This is a genomic window from Microcoleus sp. bin48.metabat.b7b8b9.023, assembly GCF_013299185.1.
Lineage (GTDB): Bacteria > Cyanobacteriota > Cyanobacteriia > Cyanobacteriales > Microcoleaceae > Microcoleus.
The window spans coordinates 86600-108809 of the sequence record NZ_JAAFKG010000016.1; the positions used below are offsets into that span (position 1 = coordinate 86600).

Consider the following 22210-nt stretch of genomic DNA (forward strand, 5'->3'; position numbering starts at 1 on the left):
CGCAGAAGGAAGTTCGGCAACGGATTCGCTCGACGGATGTAACGGATGTAAAATATAGAAAGAACAAGGCTTTTTGAGAGAGGTTTTTGACATTAATATTTATTCAATCAGTCATGCGCGCACATAGTCCATATATAGTGTTTTGTAGGGGCAATCCCCCCGTGGTTGCCCATCCATAGGATTATTGTGTAAGTTCTATCAATATTAACGCTATCAATAATTCCCCAGAAAAGTATGACAAAGGACAATCACCGGCAACAATTCCCAGCTTTGGCCAATAAAGCTTATTTTAACTACGGCGGACAAGGGCCGTTGCCTGAGACTGCTTTAGAGGCGATTTATGAGGCTTACAAGCGGGTGCAGCTTGGGGGGCCGTTTTCGGGGGAGGTGGGGGCTTGGGTGGTTCAGGAGGCGATGCTGACGCGACGGGCGATCGCTCGCGAGTTAGCTGTCCCTCCTGAAACGATCGCCCTGACTGAAGATGTCACTGTCGGCTGCAATATTGCGCTGTGGGGCATTGACTGGCAAGCGGGCGATCGACTGCTGCTTTCAGATTGCGAACATCCGGGCATTGTAGCTAGTGTAATGGAACTTCAGCGCCGTTTCAACATTGAGGTTGATGTTTGTCCGTTGGCGGCGACTTTGAATGAGGGATCTCCGGTGCAGGTAATTGCTGATTGTTTACAGCCAAATACTCGCTTGTTGGTAATCAGTCATATTTTGTGGAATACTGGCCAAGTTTTGCCTTTGGCTGAGATTGTTAAAGTGTGTCATGAATTCCATGAACCCCCCCTAACCCCCCCTTGCCAAGGGGGGGGACAAGAGGATTTGTCTGTGCAGAATCGCAAAGTTAGAGTATTAGTTGATGCGGCTCAATCTGTGGGAGTTTTGCCTTTAAATTTGATTGAGTCTGGGGTTGACTTTTATGCTTTTACTGGTCACAAATGGTGGTGCGGCCCGGAAGGTTTGGGCGGACTTTATGTAAGCGCTTCAGCTTTGGCAGATTTGCATCCGGTGTTTATCGGTTGGCGGGGAATTGTGACGGATTCTAGTGCTAAAGTGCTTGGATGGAAGCCTGGATCTCAACGTTATGAGATTGCGACTTCGGCTTATCCTTTGTATTCTGGTTTGCGAAGTGCGATCGCCCTTCAACACACCTGGGGTACGATCGAGGAAAGGTATGCAGAAATTTGTCGTTTGAGCAAGTATCTCTGGGAGCGTTTGTCGGAACTTCCCGATGTAGAATGTTTGCGGACATCTGTGCCGGAAGCGGGTTTAGTTTCGTTTCGATTGATGAATGGGATGCCGCACAAACAACTGGTTGATTTGTTGGAGAAGCAGGGAATTATGGTGCGGACAATTCTGAATCCTGATTGCGTGCGGGCTTGCGTTCACTATTTTACCACTGAGGCGGAGATTGATAAGTTGGTGGGGGCGATCGCAATTCAATCTGAGAATGCGATCGACAATAGGATAGATTAATCCAAAGAAACCGGGTTTTTTACCGAATCTGCGGACTGTAACGAAGTATTCTCGCAAAAACCCGGTTTCCGATCGCCCCTGCGTAAGTGAAGTCAGCCGGAGAACCATCGAATCATGCTAAAATAAACATCGGTGTTAGCGCAGAATTAGCAGTAGAGGGGTGAGATTACAAGGCATTGTGATAAACTAAGAGTTACAGTCTATATAATATATTCCCTATGACTAACCAGCGCCTAGCATCCTTCCAAACAGCCTTCCAGAATCTTCAGTTACTTGATTTAGTCACCGTAGAGCAACTGAATAAATTTCATGTGGAATATGGCACTGAGATTTTAGAAGAATTGGAGCATTTGGTTGAAGATTGCTCACCAGATAATAACAAAATCATTTTTACAGGGCATCGTGGGTCAGGAAAATCGACATTACTGGGTCAATTTTGCCGGAATACGCAGGCTCACTACTTTGTAGTATTCTTTTCAATTTCTGACATGATTGAAATGTCGGATGTGAATCATGTCAACATTTTGTTTGCTATGGCAGTAAAGCTGATGGAAGCAGCAGAAGAACGCCAGATCAAAATCGGTTCTACAACAAAAAAAGCTTTTTATAAATGGTTTAGCAAGCATACTCGAACTGAGGGAAGTTCATTTGAGTCGAGCATTGGGAATGAAGCGAGTGTAGAAGCTGGTCTCAATGCTTGGTTTGTGAAATTTTTTGCCAAAGTGAAAGCGACTTTGAAAGCTAACTCCGTGATTCGTGAGGAAATTACGACTGAGTTTGAGAGACGGATTTCAGACTTAATCGATACCATCAACGATATCGCTATTGCGATTCAAGCGGCGTGCGGACAAGAAATTCTGGTCGTTATTGATGGCCTTGATAAACTAGATCTAGAAATTGTCGATAAAGTTTATCGAAATAATATCAATGCGTTGTTTGGGCCTCAATTTAGGATCATTTATACAATTCCAATGGCAGCGACACGAGATTTGTCCTTGCGAGGAATTATTCAGAATGCTACGAATAATAAAATTCAATCCATGTGGGCGACAAAGTTGTTTCCCCGTGGAGAAGATAGAGTTCCCAATGCCTCTCCTGTCGCAGAAGCTGTAAAATTATTTGAACAAATTCTTTATAAGCGAATCCCCAAGGAGTTGATTGCACCGGAAGCAACTCAGATGATGATCGTTAAAAGTGGTGGTGCATTGCGAGAATTTATTCGTTTGGCTAGTATGTGTTGTGGGTTATGTTTGAAGCAGTTACGTCGCACACCAGACAACCAAAATTTGAAAATTACGCCTGAGATTTTGGAAAATGCGATTAAAGACTATCGGATTATTTTAACAGAACCTCTTGGACAAAACCGCTATCAAATTCTAGTGGATATATACCAAAATTATTTACCCCAAGATGGGATGGATCAGGATTTTTTAGAGTTATTGCACACGCTTTACATCCTAGAATATCGCAATGACGATTTGTGGTTTGGAGTTCATCCAGTGGTTCAGGAAATATTGCAGCGACGTGGCTTAATTGGAGCGGGGAGTTAATTAAATGCTTGACAGTGAAATCGTGGACTATGAATCGATCAATGAGGATAGTTACGATGGTCTTGTTTCTTTAATTGAAGCAAGTCAAGGTGTATTGTCATTGTTGATTGCCTCCTGTAAACCAGGAGATTTTCAAACTCAGATCATTAATCGTTACGAGGCTGAACTTACTCCGAATATCCCCTGTTATCGCGTGGTGTTGAATCAACAAGAACCGAGTCTAAGAGCTGCATTGGAGCAACTGGTTCAGGATTGCCCAGAGTTACAAAAAACCCACGCATCAGCCGTAATTACTGTAACGGGAACGGAGGCTTTGATGGATTTTGTGTCACAAGGTGACTCTAATAATCGATCGGAGTTAAGCCGTTTTTTCGGCTATTTGCAATGGACGCGAGAGGGGTTGCGAGAGTTTCCTTATCCCATTGTAATTTGGGTTACGCCGAAGATTTTGAGTCGTTTGAGTATAAAAGCACCGGATTTTTGGAGTTGGCGGAGTGGCGTATTTCGCTTTGTAGCACCGGCGGTGGAAGCAACGGGTGTGGTTAACCAGACTGGGGAAATTTCTCTGCTGATTGAGTCTGAGAGAAGAGAGACTTTACCGCTAGATGAACTGTTAGATCAGGTAGAAAGTCTGGAACAACAAGCTATGGAAACTCCTGCATTAGCAACGCTATACAATCGAGTTGCTAATAGTTATGCAAACCGGGTAAAGACGGGCCAAACACAGGATGATACACAGGAGATCGATCGGGCAATTCTTTTCTTTGAGAAGTCACTTGTTTTACAAAGAGAATTGAACTTACCCCAGGCGGAATCTGACACTTTGTTACAGTTAGGTGATATTTACCGTGACTTAGGATTGTGGAAACGGGTATTCGATCTATATGAGCAGTCTTTGGAAATTGCTAGGAGTTTAAAGGATAGCCTACGAGAGGCGGCTGCTTTGGGGCGACTGGGGAATCTTTACCAACAATATCCTCTAGGCGATCGTGCGAATAATTTGGAAGGGGCGATCGCATCTTACGACGAAACCCGCACCCAAGCCTATCTGCAACTGATTCAGACACTCTTGGCTTTCCCCAACGGAGACGAACCGCAGATATTACAGAATAACTCAGAATTATTAGATCGTGGATTTCTGGAAACTTGCGAGTCAGTAGCGGCAACTTTGGCAGGGAAAGGACAGGAAAATCCAGCGAGTTTCTTGCGAAATCTGGCTAGTCAGCTAGGGCAATTCTTGGATCCGAGGGATCAGGGAGATAGCGATGACTCTGAAGGTGAAAATTCGCAAGAGTATGCAAACTTTATCCTAGAATTATTGCAAGCAGAACAAGATAGCAATAGTGATATAAAAATAATTTACGCCATGCTGGCCGGACGGCAACATCTCCTCAATCACCGTTTTGCCGAAACTTTATATCAAGTGGCAGAGAAGTTAATTGCCGAAAATCCAGAAGCAATTGAGTCAATTCTCGCCACGCTTGAAAGTTTGAGTATGGATATTAGTAACTTTCCGCTGGGAAGTAGAGCGAATAATCTGGAAATTGCGATTACTGGTTATGAAATAGTTTTAACTAATCGGGAACCGGGAAGCGAAAAGTTTGCTCAAACCCAAAATAATCTGGCAGTAGCCTACAGTAACAGAATCAGGGGAGAGAAGGCTGACAATATCGAACGGGCGATCGCATCTTACAATGCTGCATTAACCGTCTACACCCGCGATGCTTTTCCCCAATATTGGGCAATGACTCAAAATAATCTGGCAGTAGCCTACAGCAACAGAATCAGGGAAGAGAAGACTGACAATATCGAACGGGCCATCGCATCTTACAATGCTGCATTAACCGTCTACACCCGCGATGCTTTTCCCCCATATTGGGCAATGACTCAAAATAATCTCGGAAATGCCTACTATTCCAGAATCAACGGAGATAGGGCTGATAATATCGAATGGGCGATCGCATCTTATAATGCTGCATTAACCGTCTACACCCGCGATGCTTTTCCCCAATATTGGGCAATGACTCAAAATAATCTGGGAGAAGCCTACAGTAACAGAACCATGGGAGATAAAGCACAGAATATCGAAGTTGCGATCGAATTTTACCAAAATGCACTACAAGTTTATACCCTTGAAGCTTTTCCCGAATATTGGGCAACGACGCAAAATAATCTGGGATTAGCCTACAGTAACAGAATCAGGGGGGATAAAGCACAGAATATCGAACTGGCGAAAAAGTGTTATGAAAATGCTTTAACAGTTAGAACTCTTGAGGCTTTCCCGCAAGAGTATACAGAAATTTTGTCTAATTTAGGTAATCTTGATGGAAGCAACCAGTAAGGGCAATTAGCTGATGATACCTACTACCCTGCCATTAAAATAGTAGAATTTTTAAAGGGTTAAATTCATTAATCAATCTCAACTCACACACTCCCACAAAAAAAACCGGGTTTTTACTTAATCTGTCGTCTTCAACGCAGTATTATCGCAAAAAACCCGGTTTCTAAAATCCTAATTAATGATTGTGTCCGTGCCCACCATGATTATGCCCATGATCCCCGTGAGAATGACCGTGATCCCCATGATTATGCCCATGATCGCCATGAGAATGTACGTGATCGCGGACAACCAAATTCGGATTCACCGCCACTGCCATTTCACTCAACAAGGCTTCAATCTGCGGATTAGCCCACTCTGCGGCCATTTTCAGGAACTCAGGATGGTCGTTTACGCAAGGCAATTTGCGGTAAGTAACTCCTTGACGCTGTTTCTGCAAACCCTCAATAATGTGGTCTACATCTAACAAAGTTTCGTGGTTTTCTGTCGCAAATCCGATCGGCATAAACACGATCGCAGTTGCACCCAAATCGATCAAATTCTTCGCAGCCAACGTCGCATCCGGCTGCGTCCATTCAATCAGCGGTGTGTCATGATTCAGCCAGCCCACCGAAATCAAAGGATAGCGATACATCAAACGTTCCCGCACGCGATCGTACAAAGCTTGACTTTCCACAATACCCGAAGTGAAGCCCTTCGCTTTGTGCGGACAACCGTGATTCATCAGCACAATCCCAATCTGAGAAGGCAAATGCGCTACTGCTAAATCGTTCTTAATTTCTGCTTCAACCAAATCCGCCATTAGCTGGATGTAAGCCGGTTCATCGTAAAAAGAAGGAATGTAGCGCTGTCCAGTTACCCAATGTTCTTTGCCATCAAAGGTTTGTGCTAAAGCCTTGTTCACCTGTTCCACAGCAATGCCACTGGTGAAAACAGAATCAACAACCAACAGCGGATAAATCAGAATTTTGTCAAATCCTTGTGCTTTAATTTGCGGGATTACTTGTTCCGGCAAAAACGGCGCGCAAAAGTTAAAAGCTTTGAATACTTTTACTTTGTCGCCCCATTTCTCCTGCAAATTTTGCTCAATCCCAGCCCGTTGCTGTTCAAAAATTGCATTGTGCGGCGACACAAATTGACCGTGTTGGTGATTCCATTCATGCAAGTCAAAAATTGCCAGAATCTTCGCCAGCGGTGGATAAATCCAATTCGGTACTGGCGCAAACTTTGCCGTCAGTAAGTTTAAAGCTTGTTCGTTGTAATTGGCAAAATCGTCGTAGCTTTCGACTTCGCCGTAACCCATCAGTAAGACAGCTACGCGATCGCTGTTTGCCGGGGCAGCAGATGTTTTGAATTCAATTTTTTCGGGAGAAGCAACCACTTTATATTCCTCAATTTGAATGATTTGGAGAGTCGCAGGAAGGATGAATAAGAATTGCGAAGAGAAACCCAGTTTCTAGACTCCCCGGAGATCCCCCTAAATCCCCCTTAGGTCGGGGGACTTTGAGTAGACTCCTGTCCCCCCTCTTGCTCCCCTCCAAGGAGGGGCTGGGGGTGGGTTCTCTTTGCTAGGGGGGATCGGAATCTGATGGGAAAGGCAAGAGAATACGCCGCAGGGTCAGAGACAAAGAGCATTAAGTTTTATGTTTTCTTAAGACTTCCTCACCTTGTCTCCAGTTTCGGTGTATCGGAGCGTTCCCAGCGTTTATTTTGGGGGGATATTCTTCAAGTACGACTCTGTTATCAGTTTAACATCCTATCCCCCTGCATAGCATATAATTAATTATGGTGTACAATAAAGTAAAGTTATGTTAAGCTCGTAATTAATTTTATGAAAGCACGATGAGACTGGTAATTTGTCCCGGAATCCACGACCCAAAACTAACGGATTGTTTCCTAGAGAGACTTTCGGAAGTTTGGGGAGATGCAGAACCCCGGCAAAATACCCAAACATTTTACCCTGTCAAGATTTTTCCCGCTCATAAACATCCGCCTTTTTCAGCCATTGACATATTGCACTTTTTGTGCAGCCAAGACTTAGCCGGAGAAAGTCTAGTATTTGTCAGCTTTTCGGCAGGAGTAGCCGGGGCGATCGGGGCAGCTTGGATGTGGCAGCAAATCGGCGGCAAAGTTGGGGCATTTTTTGCCCTAGACGGCTGGGGAGTACCCCTAGGGGGCAATTTTCCCATCCACCGCATCAGCCACGATCGCTTCACACACTGGAGCTCGGCAATTATCGGCAGCGGTGGAGACAGCTTTTACGCAGATCCAGCGATCGCACATTTGGATTTATGGCGCGAACCCCAAACGGCAAAAGGCTGGCAAATGGGCCAAACCTCCGCCGGGATTGAGAAAGCCGCACCCACAACCGCAGGCGCATTTTTAGTTCACTTATTGAAACATTACGGAGTCCAATCAGTTGTTTAATTTTAATTTATTATCCTCAGGGATCGCACCTATTGTCACAGTTTCTCGCTTAGAAAATCCTCTTTCTTCAGGCAGAACAAACAGTATTAAACAGTGGTTAATATTTAGCGCCTCAGCATTTTTAGTCTCAATTCCCGTCTTCGTGCAAGCACCATTAGTTCGCTTGTATCCAACCATCAGCTTGCTCTCAACAATTCCCTGGTTCGTGCTCAGTTTAATCCTAATTTTCCGCCCCAAAACCCAAGTTTGGGGAGACTTATTATTAGGCTTTGCCGGATGTTGGCTGGCTGGTTCCATCTATTGGGGCTGGTTTAGATGGGAACCAATTTTGCACTTACCGATAGAATCAATTGGTTTGCCCTTTGCAATTTGGTGCTTGAACAAATCCTGGGGAAAAGTTGGAGCGTATTTTTATTTAGGTTCGCTATTAGGCACTGCTATTACTGACTTATATTTCTATTTAACTGGGTTGATGCCCTACTGGCGCAAAGTCATGCACGCAGAACCGGAATTTGCGATGCCGATTTTCCAAAGTGCGATCGGGCAAATTGACACTCCTTGGGGCATTGGTTGCGCTTTAGTTTTAATCGCTGTGTTGCTAACAGTCGGTTTGCTCAGTTTGCGCCCTACCCTGCACTGGCGCGCCTTCAGCGGAGCAGTTTTTAGCACGCTTTTGGTGGATGGTTTGTTTTGGTTGGCTGCTTCTGCGGCTTGAGATTTTTGGAGATTTTCGATCGCAGAGGTGGGAAGATTGACGTGGCTGGACGCAGATTTTTTGATAAATCATTTGTAGTTGTAGGGTGCGTCAGTTTTCGGTTTAATACAAAAAATTTTGGTTTCTCAAATGACGCACCTTACTTGTTGTGGCTGGGTATTCTATTGTTTATTATCCCCCGGTTCGCTTAATATAAGTCACAGGATAATCAGGATTGCTCGGATTGCCGATTAACCGCTGATTCTTACAATCCACAAGCAAATCCAATTTCTCCAAAACCACTTGACCAATCAACACCTCATCACCTGTCACCAGAGCATCTTCGGTAGTCCTACGCCCCTCAATTTCAATTAATATAGCTTCCGTTACTCCTACGGTTTCTTGACGACCATCAGCATACTTAACAACTTGTTGTCCTATAATCCGTAAACCTAGCTGCTGTACCATTTCTGCTGAAATTACTAGGTAAACCGATCCTGTATCTACTAGAGCTTCTGTTTCGCACTCACGCAACAACCGAGGCGCGAGTAATCCACGACTAATTAGAGCTTCATCTATGGCATTTGTCAACTTTACCTGAGTCGTAACTGCCCCCATGTTCTTCATTCCATCCAATGCTAATTTATTTAATTCTTTCATATTAAATTACCTTTGAATCTTTCCCTGCTGACATTATACGATTTCTGCTAACCAGACGCGATCGCCCTCGATCAACCCAGATTTTTTGAGATGAGTATTTAGTTAACAATGATGAGTTACAATCTAAAATCTAAAATCTAAAATCCAAAATTGATATCATGGCTTTCATTTCAGTTCGCGGTGTAGAACATTATTACGAGTGGATAACAGCAGGCAATAGCGCCCAACCCAGCGGCAAACCAGTTATGGTATTTCTCCACGGCTGGGCTGGCTCAGCCCGCTACTGGGAAAGCACTGCACGGGCGATCGCCAATGACTTTGATTGTTTGCTGTACGATATGAGAGGTTTTGGTCGATCGCCCTTACCGCCATCACCTCCTGAGTCCAGTTACGAGCTTGAAACCTACGCCCACGACTTAGCCGAATTATTACAAACCCTGAATTTAAGCCGAGTCTTTCTGAATGCTCACTCTACAGGAGCATCCGTTGCTACTTTATTTCTCAACCTTTACCCCGAAAAAGTAGAAAAAGCCATTCTCACTTGCAGCGGCATTTTTGAATACGATGAGAAAGCCTTTACAACTTTTCACAAATTCGGCGGCTATGTGGTCAAATTTCGCCCGTCTTGGCTGGCTTCTATCCCGTTTGTCGATCGCATCTTTATGGCTCGGTTTTTGCGCCGTTCCTTACCAACAGCCGTCAGTTTAGCATTTCTCAAGGATTTCTTAATGGCAGACGAGGAAGCTGCGATCGGTACAATGGTGACAGCAGTCAGCAAAAGAGCAGCCGAGGAAATGCCCCAGGAATTTGCACGGTTGAGCGTGCCCACACTGCTGGTAGCTGGAGAATTCGATAAAATTATCCCCGCCGTCATGGGAGAGCAAGCAGCCTCCCTGAGCAAAAAAGTAGAATTTGTTATAATTCCCAATACAGCTCACTTTCCGATGCTGGAGGATGCCGCAACATATTTGCAGCTAATCCGAGACTTTTTGCCAGCAGCGGCATAGCTGAGTTATTGTTCATCCAATGTACGATCGGGGAAGCAAGCTTTTACAGCAGCTTTTGCTCCGATCTTAATTTTTAATTCCTAATTTCTTAAAGCGAAAGGTGGTATCATGAACGACCTCGACCAATACTATAGAGTGCTGGGACTATTACCGGGAGCTTCCCGAGAAGAAATTACTCAAGCCTACAAGGATTTAGCGTTCATTTGGCACCCCGATCGCATCCCTAAAGATAATCCTAGATTACTCCAGAAAGCTGAAGAAAAGATTAAGGAAATTAATCAAGCTCGCGAACAGTTGCGATCGATTCAGCCAAGAGGTCAAAATCAGAACACTCAGCACAAAAATACTCAGCACAAACACACCCAGCAACAAAACACCCAGCAACAAAACACCCAGCAACAAAACACCCAGCACAAACACACCCAGCAACAAAACACCCAGCAACCAAACACCCAGTACAGAAATACTCAGTATCAAAATACTCAGTATCAAAACACTCAGCAACAAAACACTCAATATAGAAACACCCAACAACAAAACACCCAGCAACAAAACACTCAGTATAGAAACACCCAACAACAAAATACCCAGCAACAAAATACCCAGCAACAAAACACTCAGTACAGAAACACCCAGCCACCACCAGCAACTCCAAAAGAACCGCGCTACTCTTCCGAGCCCTCTTCAGGAAATTATGCGGGAAATTATGCGGGAAATTATGGTGGAAACTATGCTGCAAATCCGACTGGGCCTTATTCAGATGCGTCGCGCTACCAATCGCAGCAACCGCAGCCATCTCAGTCTTACCGCCAAGCTGCGCCGCAAGCTCCCGATTTGAGCGGTTCCAACTTCAAAGGAGCTTCTTTAAAAGAAAAGGATTTTTCTGGGAGAAACTTGAGCAATGCCAACCTGAGTGAAGCTGACTTAAGCGATACTTTTCTGCACAACATCAACCTCACAGCGGCGAATTTGCAGAAAGCTAACTTGTTCAGGGCTAACCTATTGGGAGCTTGTTTGATTAATGCCAACTTGAGAGAAACCAACTTAATTGGAGCGGATTTGAGCGGTGCAGACTTGAGCGGTGCAGATTTGACGGGTGCTAAAATCGGTTATGGCGATCGCGTCATGGTAAAACTCACAGGAGCTAGATTAACAGGTACAATCTTGCCCGACGGTACCGTACACAGTTAAAGGATTGAGTTTTTCCTCAATTCTGAAGCCAAAAATCTAGTTTCGGCAAATTGTTACTCCCAACTTAGATAGTGTCACCCAAAACAACCCCCATAAAATAGGTTCGTAGTGAGGACTTTAGTCCTCTTCAAAGTTTTTTCACACAAATATTCGCTGGGAGTCTTTAATATCGGTAACAAACCCGGTTTCTGGGTTCCCATGCGTAAGTCCTACTTTTTTGTGATAAATTGTTAGGAATTCGTTGTTGGTGGTAATTCGGTTGTCTCAGATTGAAACAAAAGTTTGCCCTCGCCGGGAACTAAAGTCTGGTAGAAAAACTTTTTACAACGATTGTGTTCATCGGCAATTACTACTCGCGCCTCATGCCCGGTGCGAAATACCTCAGCGCGATCGCATTCTTCATAGGCAGCAATAATCACAAAATCTCCAGGATCGCACAAATGAGATGCTGCACCATTGAGACAAATGATACCACTTCCCGGCTCTCCTGGCAACACATAGGTTGACAAGCGGTTCCCATTGCTAACATTCCAAATTTCCACCTCCTGTAAAGGCAGAATTCCCACCTTATCGATCAATTCATTGTCAATGGTGACACTGCCTACATAATTAACATTTGCATCGGTTACGCGCACTCCATGTAGCTTAGCGTGCATCAATCTAATTCTAGCCATTGTTTTTTTCCTGTACTGTATATGTCAGTCGATTTTGTATTTTATATTTTAGATTTACTTGCAGCATTAAATTTGGGAGCTTGAACTTGAGTCTCGAATCTAAAATTGAAGAATTTCTACTGTCATATAACCAATATATAGCGGTTCTCACAAAGATTCGCGGACGTTGTTGGGCTTGGGCCCTCTTGGTTTCAGCGGTTATACAACCTGCCAGTCATACCTCATCTTTTTGAGAAAGGCTATAGCGATCGTAAATCATTTGTGAACTTCTTCTTGCTCCCTCCCCGCGAGTTCGGGGAGGGTTGGGGTGGGGTAAAAAATCTATGACTCATTTACGATTGCTATAGCAAACAATTTTCTCTAAGAGTAGCTTACTGCATCCTTTCCTTCAGTGTACTACCTGGAATACTTCCATGTCATTGTCAAATCCTTGGATTTTCACACGCTTGAGGTAATTACCTGCTGGGAATTCTCGCTCAATTGTAACTGTTTTGATTGGGGTTAGTGGTTGCCACGCTGAATTAAGAATATCTATAGCCGGCTGCGAATTTTCCACTCCCAAAATCTACCCCAAGAAATGTACAGCAAGTTGGATCTGACTTTTCACCTTTTTAGGCTTTTGGGGGAGGCTTTTCTCACAATTATTATGTCAAAACTTGGAAAATTGATTGGGTTTGCAAACTAATAATTTTACATATAGCGGTTCTCATAAAGATTCGCGGACGTTGTTGGGAAGAGAGCCCTTCTTGGTTTAAGTGGTTATATAGAACCCATTTGAGATCTTTTAAATCGCCGACGCTGGGGAGGATGAAGCATTTGGACATCAAACATCGGGTGAAAGATGAGGGATTTTCGCCCAAATGCTTCATCCCTACACCACGAAAGTTAATCTGTCTTTGATTGGCTGATGATTAAAAAGCTTGCAGCCTCAAAGATGTCAAATGGGTTATATAAGCTGTCAGTCATACCTCATCTTTTTGAGAAAAGCTATACTTAACGAGCTTGATTTTTTTTGATTGAACGCTTCGGTGATTGATTATTTCCGGCGGCGCAACTTTCGTCCAGCAGCCAGCATAGCACCTCCCGCCATCAAACCTCCGACCGTCATCGGTTCTGGAACTGGCTCAGCTTCTACCATCTCCACAGAACTGTTTTTCATCACTACAGCTACCGATTCGGGAATTGTATCAGCTTTTATCGTTCCCACAGAACCGCCTTTAATAAATACAGCCGAATCAAAATTACCGTCGCCCACATCTTTCATGCGGATGCTGAGAACATTTGTCTGATTTTGCTTGAGCAAACCCTCAAACCCTAAAACTTTAGTAAAACCGTCTAGCTTAATGATGTTAGCAGCAATACCTGTCAAACTTGGGTTGTTAATATAGTCGGAGTGATCTGTAGAGCGATTATTTGGTTCTGGAACGAGATTATTAATCGTAACTGTTTTCCCGTCGCTCAATTTTGCTAAGTTACGACCATTCAGCAACAGTTCAAAATCGTCATTGTATTCAGAACCGCCGAACTCAGGAAACTCCTCTGAACCAAATACATACTCAAAAAACAATTTTTCAGCAGTGTCGTCAGCAAAAAATCTGAGGTCTAGCTGAGTTAAATCCCCAGCTTCGCCCTTTACTCCAAAGTCCGTGTTTAGATCGCTGCCGTTGGTCATTAGGTTATGTTTCCGATTCTGGCCCGGTATATTGGTGACTTTGCCAGTGCTGAGAACAACGCCTGACTGCAAACCAAAAGGGTCATTAATAAAAGTACCAAAGGCAGCCTGATTTCCGGTAATTAAAACAGAGAAATCACTCAATCCTGCTATGTTATTTCCTAACAAATTATTTTTCAAAATCTCAGTGTTATTAGTTGCCCCTACCGAAAATGCCATTACTGGTGATGCCAAAAAGCTCAGAGCAGCAGTCAAGGTAGCTGTTAAGGCAGCAATTTTGTGATAACTTATCATATATTTTTGTTTAAAAGACTAAGATTGTTTAATGTCTAAATTCATTTTTACATTAGATAAGCATCAATGTCTAGTGCCTTTACAATGACTTTACATATACGTAATTTTACGGCTTGGATGGTTAATATTTTGGGTATTTCTTAGCAATTATTCAATCAATAAACTTCAGGATAAAATACTAATACCAAAATATACGTACACAGACTAATAATTTGAGGAAGTAGGCACAGGATACCCAAGAAACCTGGTTTTTATGAGGTTTACGATCGCCCTTGACCAAAGATTTTGCTGAACAACCGGGGTTTTTGGGTAAATCCGCAATTGATATCAAGTGGGGTCGATCGACCTCACCTGATATCAAAACTAATGACTGATGACAAATGACTGATGACTTCTTGACTAATGACCGATCGCTAAAACCCCCTTGCTTCTCCTTCCCCGCGCGGATCGGCAGCCCCTTCCAACCAACCGTCATCAGTCTGGACGATCGCATTTGCATTTCCCCAGCCGGATCGTTCGACAATCTGATGTCCCCGCCTCCGCAACTCCTCAACCGTCCCAGCCTCAAAACCTCCGCGTTCCACCATCAGGCGATCGGGCTGCCACTGATGGTGCACCCGAGGCGCAGACACAGCTTCGCCCACATTCATGTCGTAAACCAACAGGTTGAGGACAATTTGCAAAACCGTGGTAATAATCGTGCTGCCTCCAGGAGCCCCCGCAGCAAGGCGAAATTTGCCATTTTCCGTCACGATAACCGGTGTCATGCTGGATAAAGGAGTCTTCCCGGGGGCGATCGCATTTGCCTCACCGCCCACCAAACCAAACAAATTTGGCACTCCCGGCGCAGCAGCAAAATCATCCATCTCATTGTTGAGCAAAATTCCCGTACCCGCCGCCACAACCCCAGCCCCAAAACCGCCATTTACCGTAAACGTCAAACTAACAACATTGCGCTCTTTGTCAACTACCGTCAGGTGCGTAGTTTCCGGCGACTCGTAGGCAAAGCGGCTCAAAGTTTTAGCATCAACAGCTTTTACTTCGCTCGAAGGTTTGGCTTTGGAAATTTCGATTTGCGATCGGCGAAATTTCCCATAATTCCTGCTAGTCAGAGCTTTGACAGGTACGCTGACAAAATCTGGATCGCCCAAATATTCGGCCCTGTCAGCGTAGGCAATCCTCATCGATTCCGCCAGCAAATGTAGTGCATCCGGGCTTTTCCTTCCCAAAATCTTGAGATCGGTATCGCCTAGAATATTGAGGATTTGCAACAAATGAACGCCACCGGAAGAAGGAGGTGACATCCCGCAAATTTCGTAAGTGCGAAACTTGCCACAAACCGGATTTCGCCAAATCGGCGTATAGTTTTTCAGGTCTTCGAGAGTGATAATGCCACCATTTTTAGCCATGTCAGTGGCGATCGCCCGCGCAATATCTCCGCGATAAAAACTTTGGGGATTTTGTGCAATTTGTCGCAATGTCCGCGCCAAATCTCGCTGTACCAAAACCTCCCCCGGTTGGTATAAAACGTCACCGCGTGTAAAAATCTCCCGGGCTGCCCGATTCTTGTTAATCGCATCCTTTCGTTGCAGAGTAGCCTTTGTGAAGCGGGAACTTACAGGAAAACCGTTTTCCGCAAGGGCGATCGCCGGAGCCACCACCGCCGCCCAAGGTAACTTACCGTACTCGCGGTGCACCGTATAAAGTCCAGCCACAGTACCCGGAATGCCCGCCGCCAAATGCCCGTCCAGACTTGCCCTTGACCGCACCTTGCCTTGCTTGTCCAAATACATATCGCGCGTTGCTCGTTTGGGCGATCGTTCCCGGAAATCCAGCGCTTGCACAGTTCCCGTTTCCGCCCGCCGCAGCAGCAAAAAACCTCCGCCGCCGATACCCGCCGAAAAAGGCTCCACCACCGAAATCGCCAAAGCCGTAGCAGCCGCCGCATCCACCGCATTGCCTCCCTGTTCCAGCAAGCTGTGCCCCGCAGCGCTCGCCAGGGGGTGAGCCGAAACTGCCATTACCTGTTTGCTGCGCTGCTGCTGCAAGTTTGGCTGTAGCTGCTGGTGGCACCCACCTAACAGTATTACTGTTATGAAACAAGTATAAATACGCACTTTGTCCCTTGACTTTGACAACATTTCCCCCCGCTTTGTCGGTGAATATTACAGTGAAAATTAAATAACATCATCCTAAAGACATAGATTTAATTTCACTTCAGATCAGAATCATTAACACCCACAAGTTTACCCAAATTCAAATATGTTCAGTAGGGTAATTGTTAAACACACTATATTCCAATACCGTTTACTGGTATACCGCCCTGGGGGGTCAAACCCTATGAAAAATAGATATGGAGATTGCTTGGTTCCTCTCTTCGGACTATCTTAAGTAAACCGTATTGCACTATGTTCTAATTTAAATTATCATAAATATTAAGGATTATCAAAAACACTCATAGCCAAAAGTGTTGCAGATGAGCGGTAAAGATGCTAGCAGAGCTACATTAATTATTTTTTTAATAAACATTCCGATCAAAAATTTGGCTATTTTCAAGGCTCAATGTCCTATCTGCATAATAGGCTGGATTTTTTTTGCGTTGCTGATTTACGGTATGAAAAGCTAAATAGTTTTGTCATAGAAACCATTATCCACAAAGCTTTTGGATTTTAAACTTATTTTTTTCATACCCTGATTAAGCAACGTCGAATTTCACTAATTATAGCGGTTCTCATAAAGATTCGCGGACGTTGTTGCCAAGAGAACCCTATACGTTTAAGCAGTTATATTTGATAAAGGCTATAGCTATTGGCCTGCTACATATAGCCTACCGAACTCTGCCACTTTCTCGCAGTAGGTGAACAGTTAACTGGACTCAGCTAGAGATTCGACTTCTATAGTAGGTAATTCCCGCCTGTTTATTGACAAATCGACTGGTGCAGAGATTATGTACCAGTCGATTTGTTAATAATAAAAATTGGTTCTTTGCATAGGCCCTCTAAAATGCGATCGCCCTGACAAAAGCCCTCAAAGGATTGAACAGAGGGGAATTCGCCAAAAAAATTAGCTGTCAAATCGGCTGCGATACCCATATTGAGGGTTTTCCCCCCGCTAGGCTGATCCCACTCAGGCTTCCAGCCTGTTATATTGGCTATAGGTAAATAAGCGCAGTACAACTGTATTAATCAAGAGCCCAAGCAAGTAAGTAGCGGAAAACACGACTAAAACCCAAATTTTCCCACTATTCCCTACCCAACTCTGTTTCTCTTCTTTCCCCCAAGGCAAGGAGTTTGATATAGGAAGTTAATTTGCTTAATTTTCTGTAATAAAACTTAATAAAGCTGTATAATCTTTTGCGGAAAGCACTGTTGATTCTATGTAGATAGATCAACGCTCGGAAACAGCATCCTATTTTTCCCCTTGCTGGCATACACACCAGGGGGTTGAAGCTGGAATCATCAAAGCGATCGGGAAATTATGGTTTGCAACTTAACCGCTCAAATGCGATCGAGCTTTCATCGCACTAGATCCCAGTCAGTGCGTTTCACAGCCAGCAATTTTCAGTTTCAGCGGAAAATCCTTACTTGCTTCGTATTCTAATTTCAGGGATCATATGTGGCGAAGACTATACTTCGGCGAACAACTACCAAACCACAACTAATTCAAGTTATGAACAGCCCAAAAGTCAGTGTAATCATTCCTGCATTCAATGCAGCCGAAACCCTGGCCGAGGCCGTTGCCTCCGTAGTTAATGGCAGCCACAAGCATCTAGAAATTTTAATTGTTGATGACTGCTCGACGGACAATACTAGCAAAGTTGGTGCTAGGCTGGCCAAGCAAGATTCGAGAATTAAGTTCTATAGAAATCCCCACAATTATGGGGTTTCCAAGTCAAGAAATTTAATGATCAAGCGGGCAACCGGCAAGTATGTAGCGTTTCTAGACAGTGACGATACCTGGGAACCCAACAAGCTAGAAGTTTGTTTGAAGATGCTCGCAGACAATCCCGAAGTCAAAGCAGTTGCTCACGCTTTGCGGTATTTAGACAAGCATGGCAACAAGTTGAGTTACGTTCCTACCTATCCTACAACTAAAGCAGAAATGCAGGCGATTAAGCAGACAGGCGAAAGTCCTTGGGTTTTCCCGTCTTCTGTGGTAGTCGATCGCTTCATTTTGCTCAAAGAAGGTGGCTTTGCAGAAGATTGGGAGGTAGGAGAAGATACAGAGTTATTTACCAAAATTGCTCAAAAGCACGGCTTGCTAGCCGCGACAGCACCTTTGGGAAATTATCGAATTAGAGGAAACTCTCTCACAGACAAGCACTGGCTGAAAAAGCGCATAGCTTCTGAATGTGTCAAGGAAAACCAACTGCGGCGCTTGCGGGGAGAAAAAGAGTTATCGCTCAACGAGTACGAACAGTTGTGCTTTAACAATTTGCCCCTTTTGCCAAGGCTCAACAAATTTCGAGAAGTTTTGGCACTGCACTACATGAGAAAGGTGGGACAAAGTTGGTTGAATCGGGAGATTGTACTGACTCTGATTTATGGCATCGCTACGACAGCCCTCAATCCTCAAGCTACTCTGAACAAGTGGAAATGGATGAAATCTCACGAGAAGTTGAGCCGTCAAACGACAGAAAGCACCCGTCATGCAGCAGAATTTAATCCCCAGCGATCGTCGGAAGTCAGCGGTTTTTCCTAAAGGCTCTTGTATTTGTATGCAGGTTTTAATCCAAGACGGTTCGATCTGAACCGTCTTGGAGATAAAAGCCTCTGAAAAATAGATACGCTCGATCGCTCTGGCGTCGCGCGATCGCAACAAAGCGTTAACCATCGCCTATAGTGTTATATTCAGCCGCCAGCCTCAACCCAAGCGAGCCGGAAATAGCAGCCTGTGTCCGCCGTGCTATTTGCTGCCAAAACAATTAAAATAGATAAGGTGTAAGTAAAAAGCCAAGTTTTTTGAATCAAAAAATGGGTAGGAAACCTATTGGTTAGGCAAAAAGTAAAAGCAAAAAAGTAACAAAAATCATGCTTTCTACCTTTTTACCAGAAAGAATTGGTTGAAAGCCCCTGGCTTTGAGGGAGAAATTAAAATCAGACTATTCATTACTTCAATCCTCTGACTTTTAGGTAGAGGTCGCTTTTAAACTGTCCCAGGTCAACTGTCAACTGTCAACTGTCAACTGTTGAACTGATACCTTCAGAGAACGATCGCCTTTTTACTTTGAACTAGACTAAATTTATGGACTGGCAAGAAATTTCTGGCAACTGGGTATTAATTCCCTCAAACTCAAAACCGATCGCGATCGTACATTTTCTCGGCGGCGCATTTGTAGCGACAGCACCGCAACTCACCTATCGGTGGCTGTTAGAGGCTTTGGGGAATCAAGGATATGTGGTAGTAGCAACGCCTTTTGTCAATACTTTGGATCATATTGCGATCGCCCGGGATGTCCTCAACAAGTTTGAAAATGCCCTCGATAGGTTGCGCGCCAAGAAATTGCTCAAATCTTCCTATCTGCCTGTCTACGGCATGGGGCACAGCATGGGATGCAAACTGCACTTGCTGATCGGCTCGGTGTTTGACATAGAAAGAGCCGGCAATATTCTGATCTCTTTCAACAATTATGCAGCATCCGAAGCAATCCCGATCGTCGAGCAAATTTCCCCCGTCTTTAACGTAGAGTTTACCCCTTCCCCGGAAGACACCAACCGCCTCGTGCAAGATAGCTATCAAATCCGGCGCAATCTTTTAGTCAAATTTAACAGCGACAACATCGACCAAACCCTGCTGTTAAATGGTCTGCTAAAACAAAGATTTTCCGACATGATTACAGTTCAGACACTGGCCGGCAACCATCAAACGCCCTTGGGTCAAGATGTTAGCTGGCCTGTCGGTCAAATTTTTACACCCTTCGACGCTCTTGGCCAATGGGTAAAACAAGAAGTGTATCGAGAATTAAATCAATTAAAACGGACAATTCTGCTGTGGCTAAACCCTCTGTCGCGCGTTTAAAAGCCGATGAGCCGATCAACCCAAAAGTTCGTCCGGCAACTGCAAAATATCATCTTCGTCGTCCGTCTCGGGGATAGGAGTATAGTTTTTGACGATCGACAGACAGTTACGACCCTCAGCCGTTCTCGTATAACTGAGACTGTCTGCGATGTCTTTCATCAACTTGAGGCCCCGCCCGCCCGAAGCTTCAGGATCGATCGTTTTCGACATATCTTGAATTTTTTGCTCTAAATCAAAGGGAGGGCCCGAATCCCAAATTTGAATCTCTACAGATTCAGCAGACACCACCACGTTAATCTCCACCGGCAAATCCGGCCGTTTGCCCTCGTGGGCGTGACGCACCGCATTTGTAAAGCCCTCAGCCAAAGCCAACTGACAGCGTATCCACACACTTGTAGGAATTCGCTGCTCGTACAATTTTGCAAACCAGGACAAAACTGGCTCTAAAGCACTCTGGCCAGTATTGACTTGAAGATCCGCTTTCTTTAGGACTTGCAACTTTTGGGAACCTTTTAATTCAATCACGCTCTGCCACTAATAATGATCGTTCCTTAAAATAGAGGCAAATATTATACTGCCTGTACTTTACGTTGTTAACTTTTTTTGCCAAAATGCGGGCAACTGCTAGCGCCAACATCACCCATCCCAGTTATTCAACCGCAGCGTCATTTTCCACTTGCTCGATCGGCTGCTGACCGTGTAAAACCAAGCAAAATTGAATGGGAGTTCGATCGTACTAGCTTGTGCTGCTAAGAAAATAAATGTCAAATCGAGTAATTAGCTGTTTACGATACCAGAAGTCGCGCCCCGATGTCAATTCGCGCCTGCTGCCCAAAAAAGTCCATCAAAGTTTATGTTCTGAGTATAAACTGGGTGAAGTTCGACCCAACCAAAATTTGCATCAAATTTAAAGGTAAATTGAACTCGATGGCTGGCCGGCAAAAGCATTTACCTGAAAAGCGATGTTATTAGACTATACTCAATCTCAGACAATCGCCCTCACAGGATACATTTTAAATGACCCCCAGACCTTTGAAAGACTTGTAGTACCCGAGTGCCATGTTTCAAATTCTGGTTATTGACGATGATACGGCTGTTCAAGAACTGCTGAGAAGAACCCTGAAAAAACAGGGTTACGAAGTGACAGTAGCAAGCAATGGCGAAGACGGCGTGGCCCAGGCGCAAAAATTGCGTCCGGCGCTGATAATTTGCGATTGGATCATGCCGCGTTTGACGGGCATTGATGTTTGCCGTCGAGTTAAGGCAGATCCGGAACTGTCAACTACACAATTCTTTTTGTTGACTTCTTTGGGTTCGATCGCCGATCGAGTCAAAGGGCTTGACGCCGGTGCCGACGATTTTATCTCCAAGCCGATCGAACTCAACGAATTGCAGGCGAGAGTACGCGCAGGATTGCGGCTGCACCAACTCAGCCGAGATTTGAAAATTGCCAAGCAAAGCCTGGAAGCAGAGTTAGCCGAAGCAGCGGAGTACGTGCAATCGCTGCTACCCGATCCGATGACGGAACCTGTCAGCATCGAGGCAAAATTCATTCCGTCCCGGCAGTTAGGCGGAGATTGCTTCGACTACAACTGGCTGGATGCCGATTATTTGGCGATTTACTTGCTCGACGTAGCCGGTCACGGTTTGCGGGCGGCACTGCCTTCTGTGGCGGTGCTGAATTTGCTGCGATCGCGTGCACTGCCCAACATTGACTACTACAAACCGAGCGATGTTTTGCGGGCCCTCAATACCACCTTCCAGATGAGCTACCAAAATGACAAATATTTCACCATCTGGTACGGCGTTTACAACCGCATTACTCGCCAGCTAACTTACGCCAGCGCCGGCCATCCCCCGGCCGTGTTGATTTCCCAGTCCCCTGCGAGCACTGCTAAAATCAAGCAATTAAAAACCCCCGGAATGCCAGTTGGGATGTTCCCCGACGCCCCCTATGTCGATAATTGCTGCGATGTCGAGGATTTAAGCACTCTCTACATCTTTAGCGACGGGGTATACGAGATTCACCAACCTGACGGCAATATCTGGGGGCTAGACCCTTTCATCGACTTGCTAGCATCTTACAACGGTGCAACTGCCGACCAGTTAGAACTCGTTTTGAACTACATTCAAAAGTTGAACGCTAAAGCAGTTTTTGATGATGATTGGTCTTTGCTGAAGATCAACTTTGGCTAGCTGACAT

The 22210-nt window shown here is 44.7% G+C and carries 17 protein-coding genes; 10 read left to right on the forward strand and 7 right to left on the reverse strand.

Annotated elements, in window-relative coordinates; genetic code table 11:
* The first annotated feature begins 234 nt into the window (after nucleotides 1–234).
* The 3 genes from QZW82_RS11935 to QZW82_RS11945 all read left to right on the forward strand — a co-directional run bounded on the left by QZW82_RS11935 (nucleotide 235) and on the right by QZW82_RS11945 (nucleotide 5373).
* Complete coding sequence (locus tag QZW82_RS11935; RefSeq protein WP_293148312.1) at nucleotides 235–1482, forward strand: aminotransferase class V-fold PLP-dependent enzyme; 1248 nt, start codon at nucleotides 235–237, stop codon at nucleotides 1480–1482.
* A gap of 218 nt (nucleotides 1483–1700) precedes the next feature.
* Nucleotides 1701–3032: an ATP-binding protein gene (locus QZW82_RS11940; RefSeq protein ID WP_293148314.1), complete on the forward strand. Its 1332-nt coding sequence runs from the start codon at nucleotides 1701–1703 to the stop codon at nucleotides 3030–3032.
* A 4-nt stretch (nucleotides 3033–3036) separates the two neighbouring features.
* The gene (locus QZW82_RS11945) at nucleotides 3037–5373 is read left to right on the forward strand and encodes a tetratricopeptide repeat protein (RefSeq protein WP_293148316.1); all 2337 of its coding nucleotides are present in this window, start codon (nucleotides 3037–3039) and stop codon (nucleotides 5371–5373) included.
* 175 nt (nucleotides 5374–5548) lie between these two features.
* Here the strand turns inward: QZW82_RS11945 and QZW82_RS11950 are convergent, their stop codons facing one another.
* On the reverse strand, nucleotides 5549–6751 hold the full coding sequence (locus tag QZW82_RS11950) for a ferrochelatase (RefSeq protein WP_293148318.1): 1203 nt from the start codon (nucleotides 6749–6751) through the stop codon (nucleotides 5549–5551).
* A gap of 461 nt (nucleotides 6752–7212) precedes the next feature.
* On the opposite strand from QZW82_RS11950, the gene QZW82_RS11955 reads away from it, so the two are divergent.
* Both QZW82_RS11955 and QZW82_RS11960 read left to right on the forward strand, forming a co-directional pair.
* A complete protein-coding gene (locus tag QZW82_RS11955) occupies nucleotides 7213–7797 on the forward strand; it encodes a hypothetical protein (protein ID WP_293148320.1) in 585 nt (194 codons plus the stop codon).
* Nucleotides 7790–8512 (forward strand): DUF3120 domain-containing protein, encoded by a 723-nt coding sequence (locus QZW82_RS11960; protein ID WP_293148322.1) that lies wholly within the window; start codon nucleotides 7790–7792, stop codon nucleotides 8510–8512. The genes QZW82_RS11955 and QZW82_RS11960 overlap by 8 nt, the downstream gene beginning before the upstream one ends.
* A 171-nt stretch (nucleotides 8513–8683) precedes the next feature.
* On the opposite strand, the gene QZW82_RS11965 is transcribed toward QZW82_RS11960, so the two are convergent.
* The gene (locus tag QZW82_RS11965) at nucleotides 8684–9151 is read right to left on the reverse strand and encodes an aspartyl protease family protein (RefSeq protein ID WP_293148324.1); all 468 of its coding nucleotides are present in this window, start codon (nucleotides 9149–9151) and stop codon (nucleotides 8684–8686) included.
* 158 nt (nucleotides 9152–9309) lie between these two features.
* Between QZW82_RS11965 and QZW82_RS11970 the strand changes: the two genes are divergently transcribed.
* Together QZW82_RS11970 and QZW82_RS11975 are read left to right on the forward strand one after the other, a co-directional pair.
* Nucleotides 9310–10158, forward strand: a complete 849-nt coding sequence (locus tag QZW82_RS11970; protein WP_293148326.1) for an alpha/beta hydrolase — start codon at nucleotides 9310–9312, stop codon at nucleotides 10156–10158.
* 108 nt (nucleotides 10159–10266) lie between these two features.
* A complete protein-coding gene (locus tag QZW82_RS11975; protein WP_293148328.1) occupies nucleotides 10267–11349 on the forward strand; it encodes a pentapeptide repeat-containing protein in 1083 nt (360 codons plus the stop codon).
* A 230-nt stretch (nucleotides 11350–11579) separates the two neighbouring features.
* Here QZW82_RS11975 and panD read toward each other — a convergent pair whose 3' ends face one another.
* From panD to ggt, 3 genes are all read right to left on the reverse strand, one after another.
* Nucleotides 11580–12023, reverse strand: coding sequence for an aspartate 1-decarboxylase (gene panD / locus QZW82_RS11980; RefSeq protein ID WP_293148330.1), 444 nt, complete (start codon nucleotides 12021–12023; stop codon nucleotides 11580–11582).
* A gap of 1036 nt (nucleotides 12024–13059) precedes the next feature.
* On the reverse strand, nucleotides 13060–13989 hold the full coding sequence (locus QZW82_RS11985; protein WP_293148332.1) for a choice-of-anchor L domain-containing protein: 930 nt from the start codon (nucleotides 13987–13989) through the stop codon (nucleotides 13060–13062).
* A gap of 413 nt (nucleotides 13990–14402) precedes the next feature.
* A complete protein-coding gene (gene ggt, locus QZW82_RS11990; RefSeq protein ID WP_293148334.1) occupies nucleotides 14403–16130 on the reverse strand; it encodes a gamma-glutamyltransferase in 1728 nt (575 codons plus the stop codon).
* A gap of 1528 nt (nucleotides 16131–17658) precedes the next feature.
* Between ggt and QZW82_RS11995 the strand changes: the two genes are divergently transcribed.
* Complete coding sequence (locus QZW82_RS11995) at nucleotides 17659–18690, forward strand: glycosyltransferase (protein WP_293148336.1); 1032 nt, start codon at nucleotides 17659–17661, stop codon at nucleotides 18688–18690.
* Between the two features lie 543 nt (nucleotides 18691–19233).
* Entirely contained in the window at nucleotides 19234–20007 is a 774-nt protein-coding gene (locus QZW82_RS12000; protein WP_293148338.1) for a DUF1350 family protein, read from the forward strand.
* A 15-nt stretch (nucleotides 20008–20022) separates the two neighbouring features.
* Here the strand turns inward: QZW82_RS12000 and QZW82_RS12005 are convergent, their stop codons facing one another.
* Entirely contained in the window at nucleotides 20023–20532 is a 510-nt protein-coding gene (locus tag QZW82_RS12005) for an anti-sigma regulatory factor (RefSeq protein ID WP_293148340.1), read from the reverse strand.
* A gap of 111 nt (nucleotides 20533–20643) precedes the next feature.
* Nucleotides 20644–20775 (reverse strand): hypothetical protein, encoded by a 132-nt coding sequence (locus tag QZW82_RS12010; RefSeq protein ID WP_293148342.1) that lies wholly within the window; start codon nucleotides 20773–20775, stop codon nucleotides 20644–20646.
* A 291-nt stretch (nucleotides 20776–21066) separates the two neighbouring features.
* Here QZW82_RS12010 and QZW82_RS12015 point away from each other — a divergent pair, with 291 nt between their 5' ends.
* Nucleotides 21067–22203, forward strand: a complete 1137-nt coding sequence (locus QZW82_RS12015) for a SpoIIE family protein phosphatase (RefSeq protein ID WP_293148344.1) — start codon at nucleotides 21067–21069, stop codon at nucleotides 22201–22203.
* Nucleotides 22204–22210: the final 7 nt, after the last annotated feature.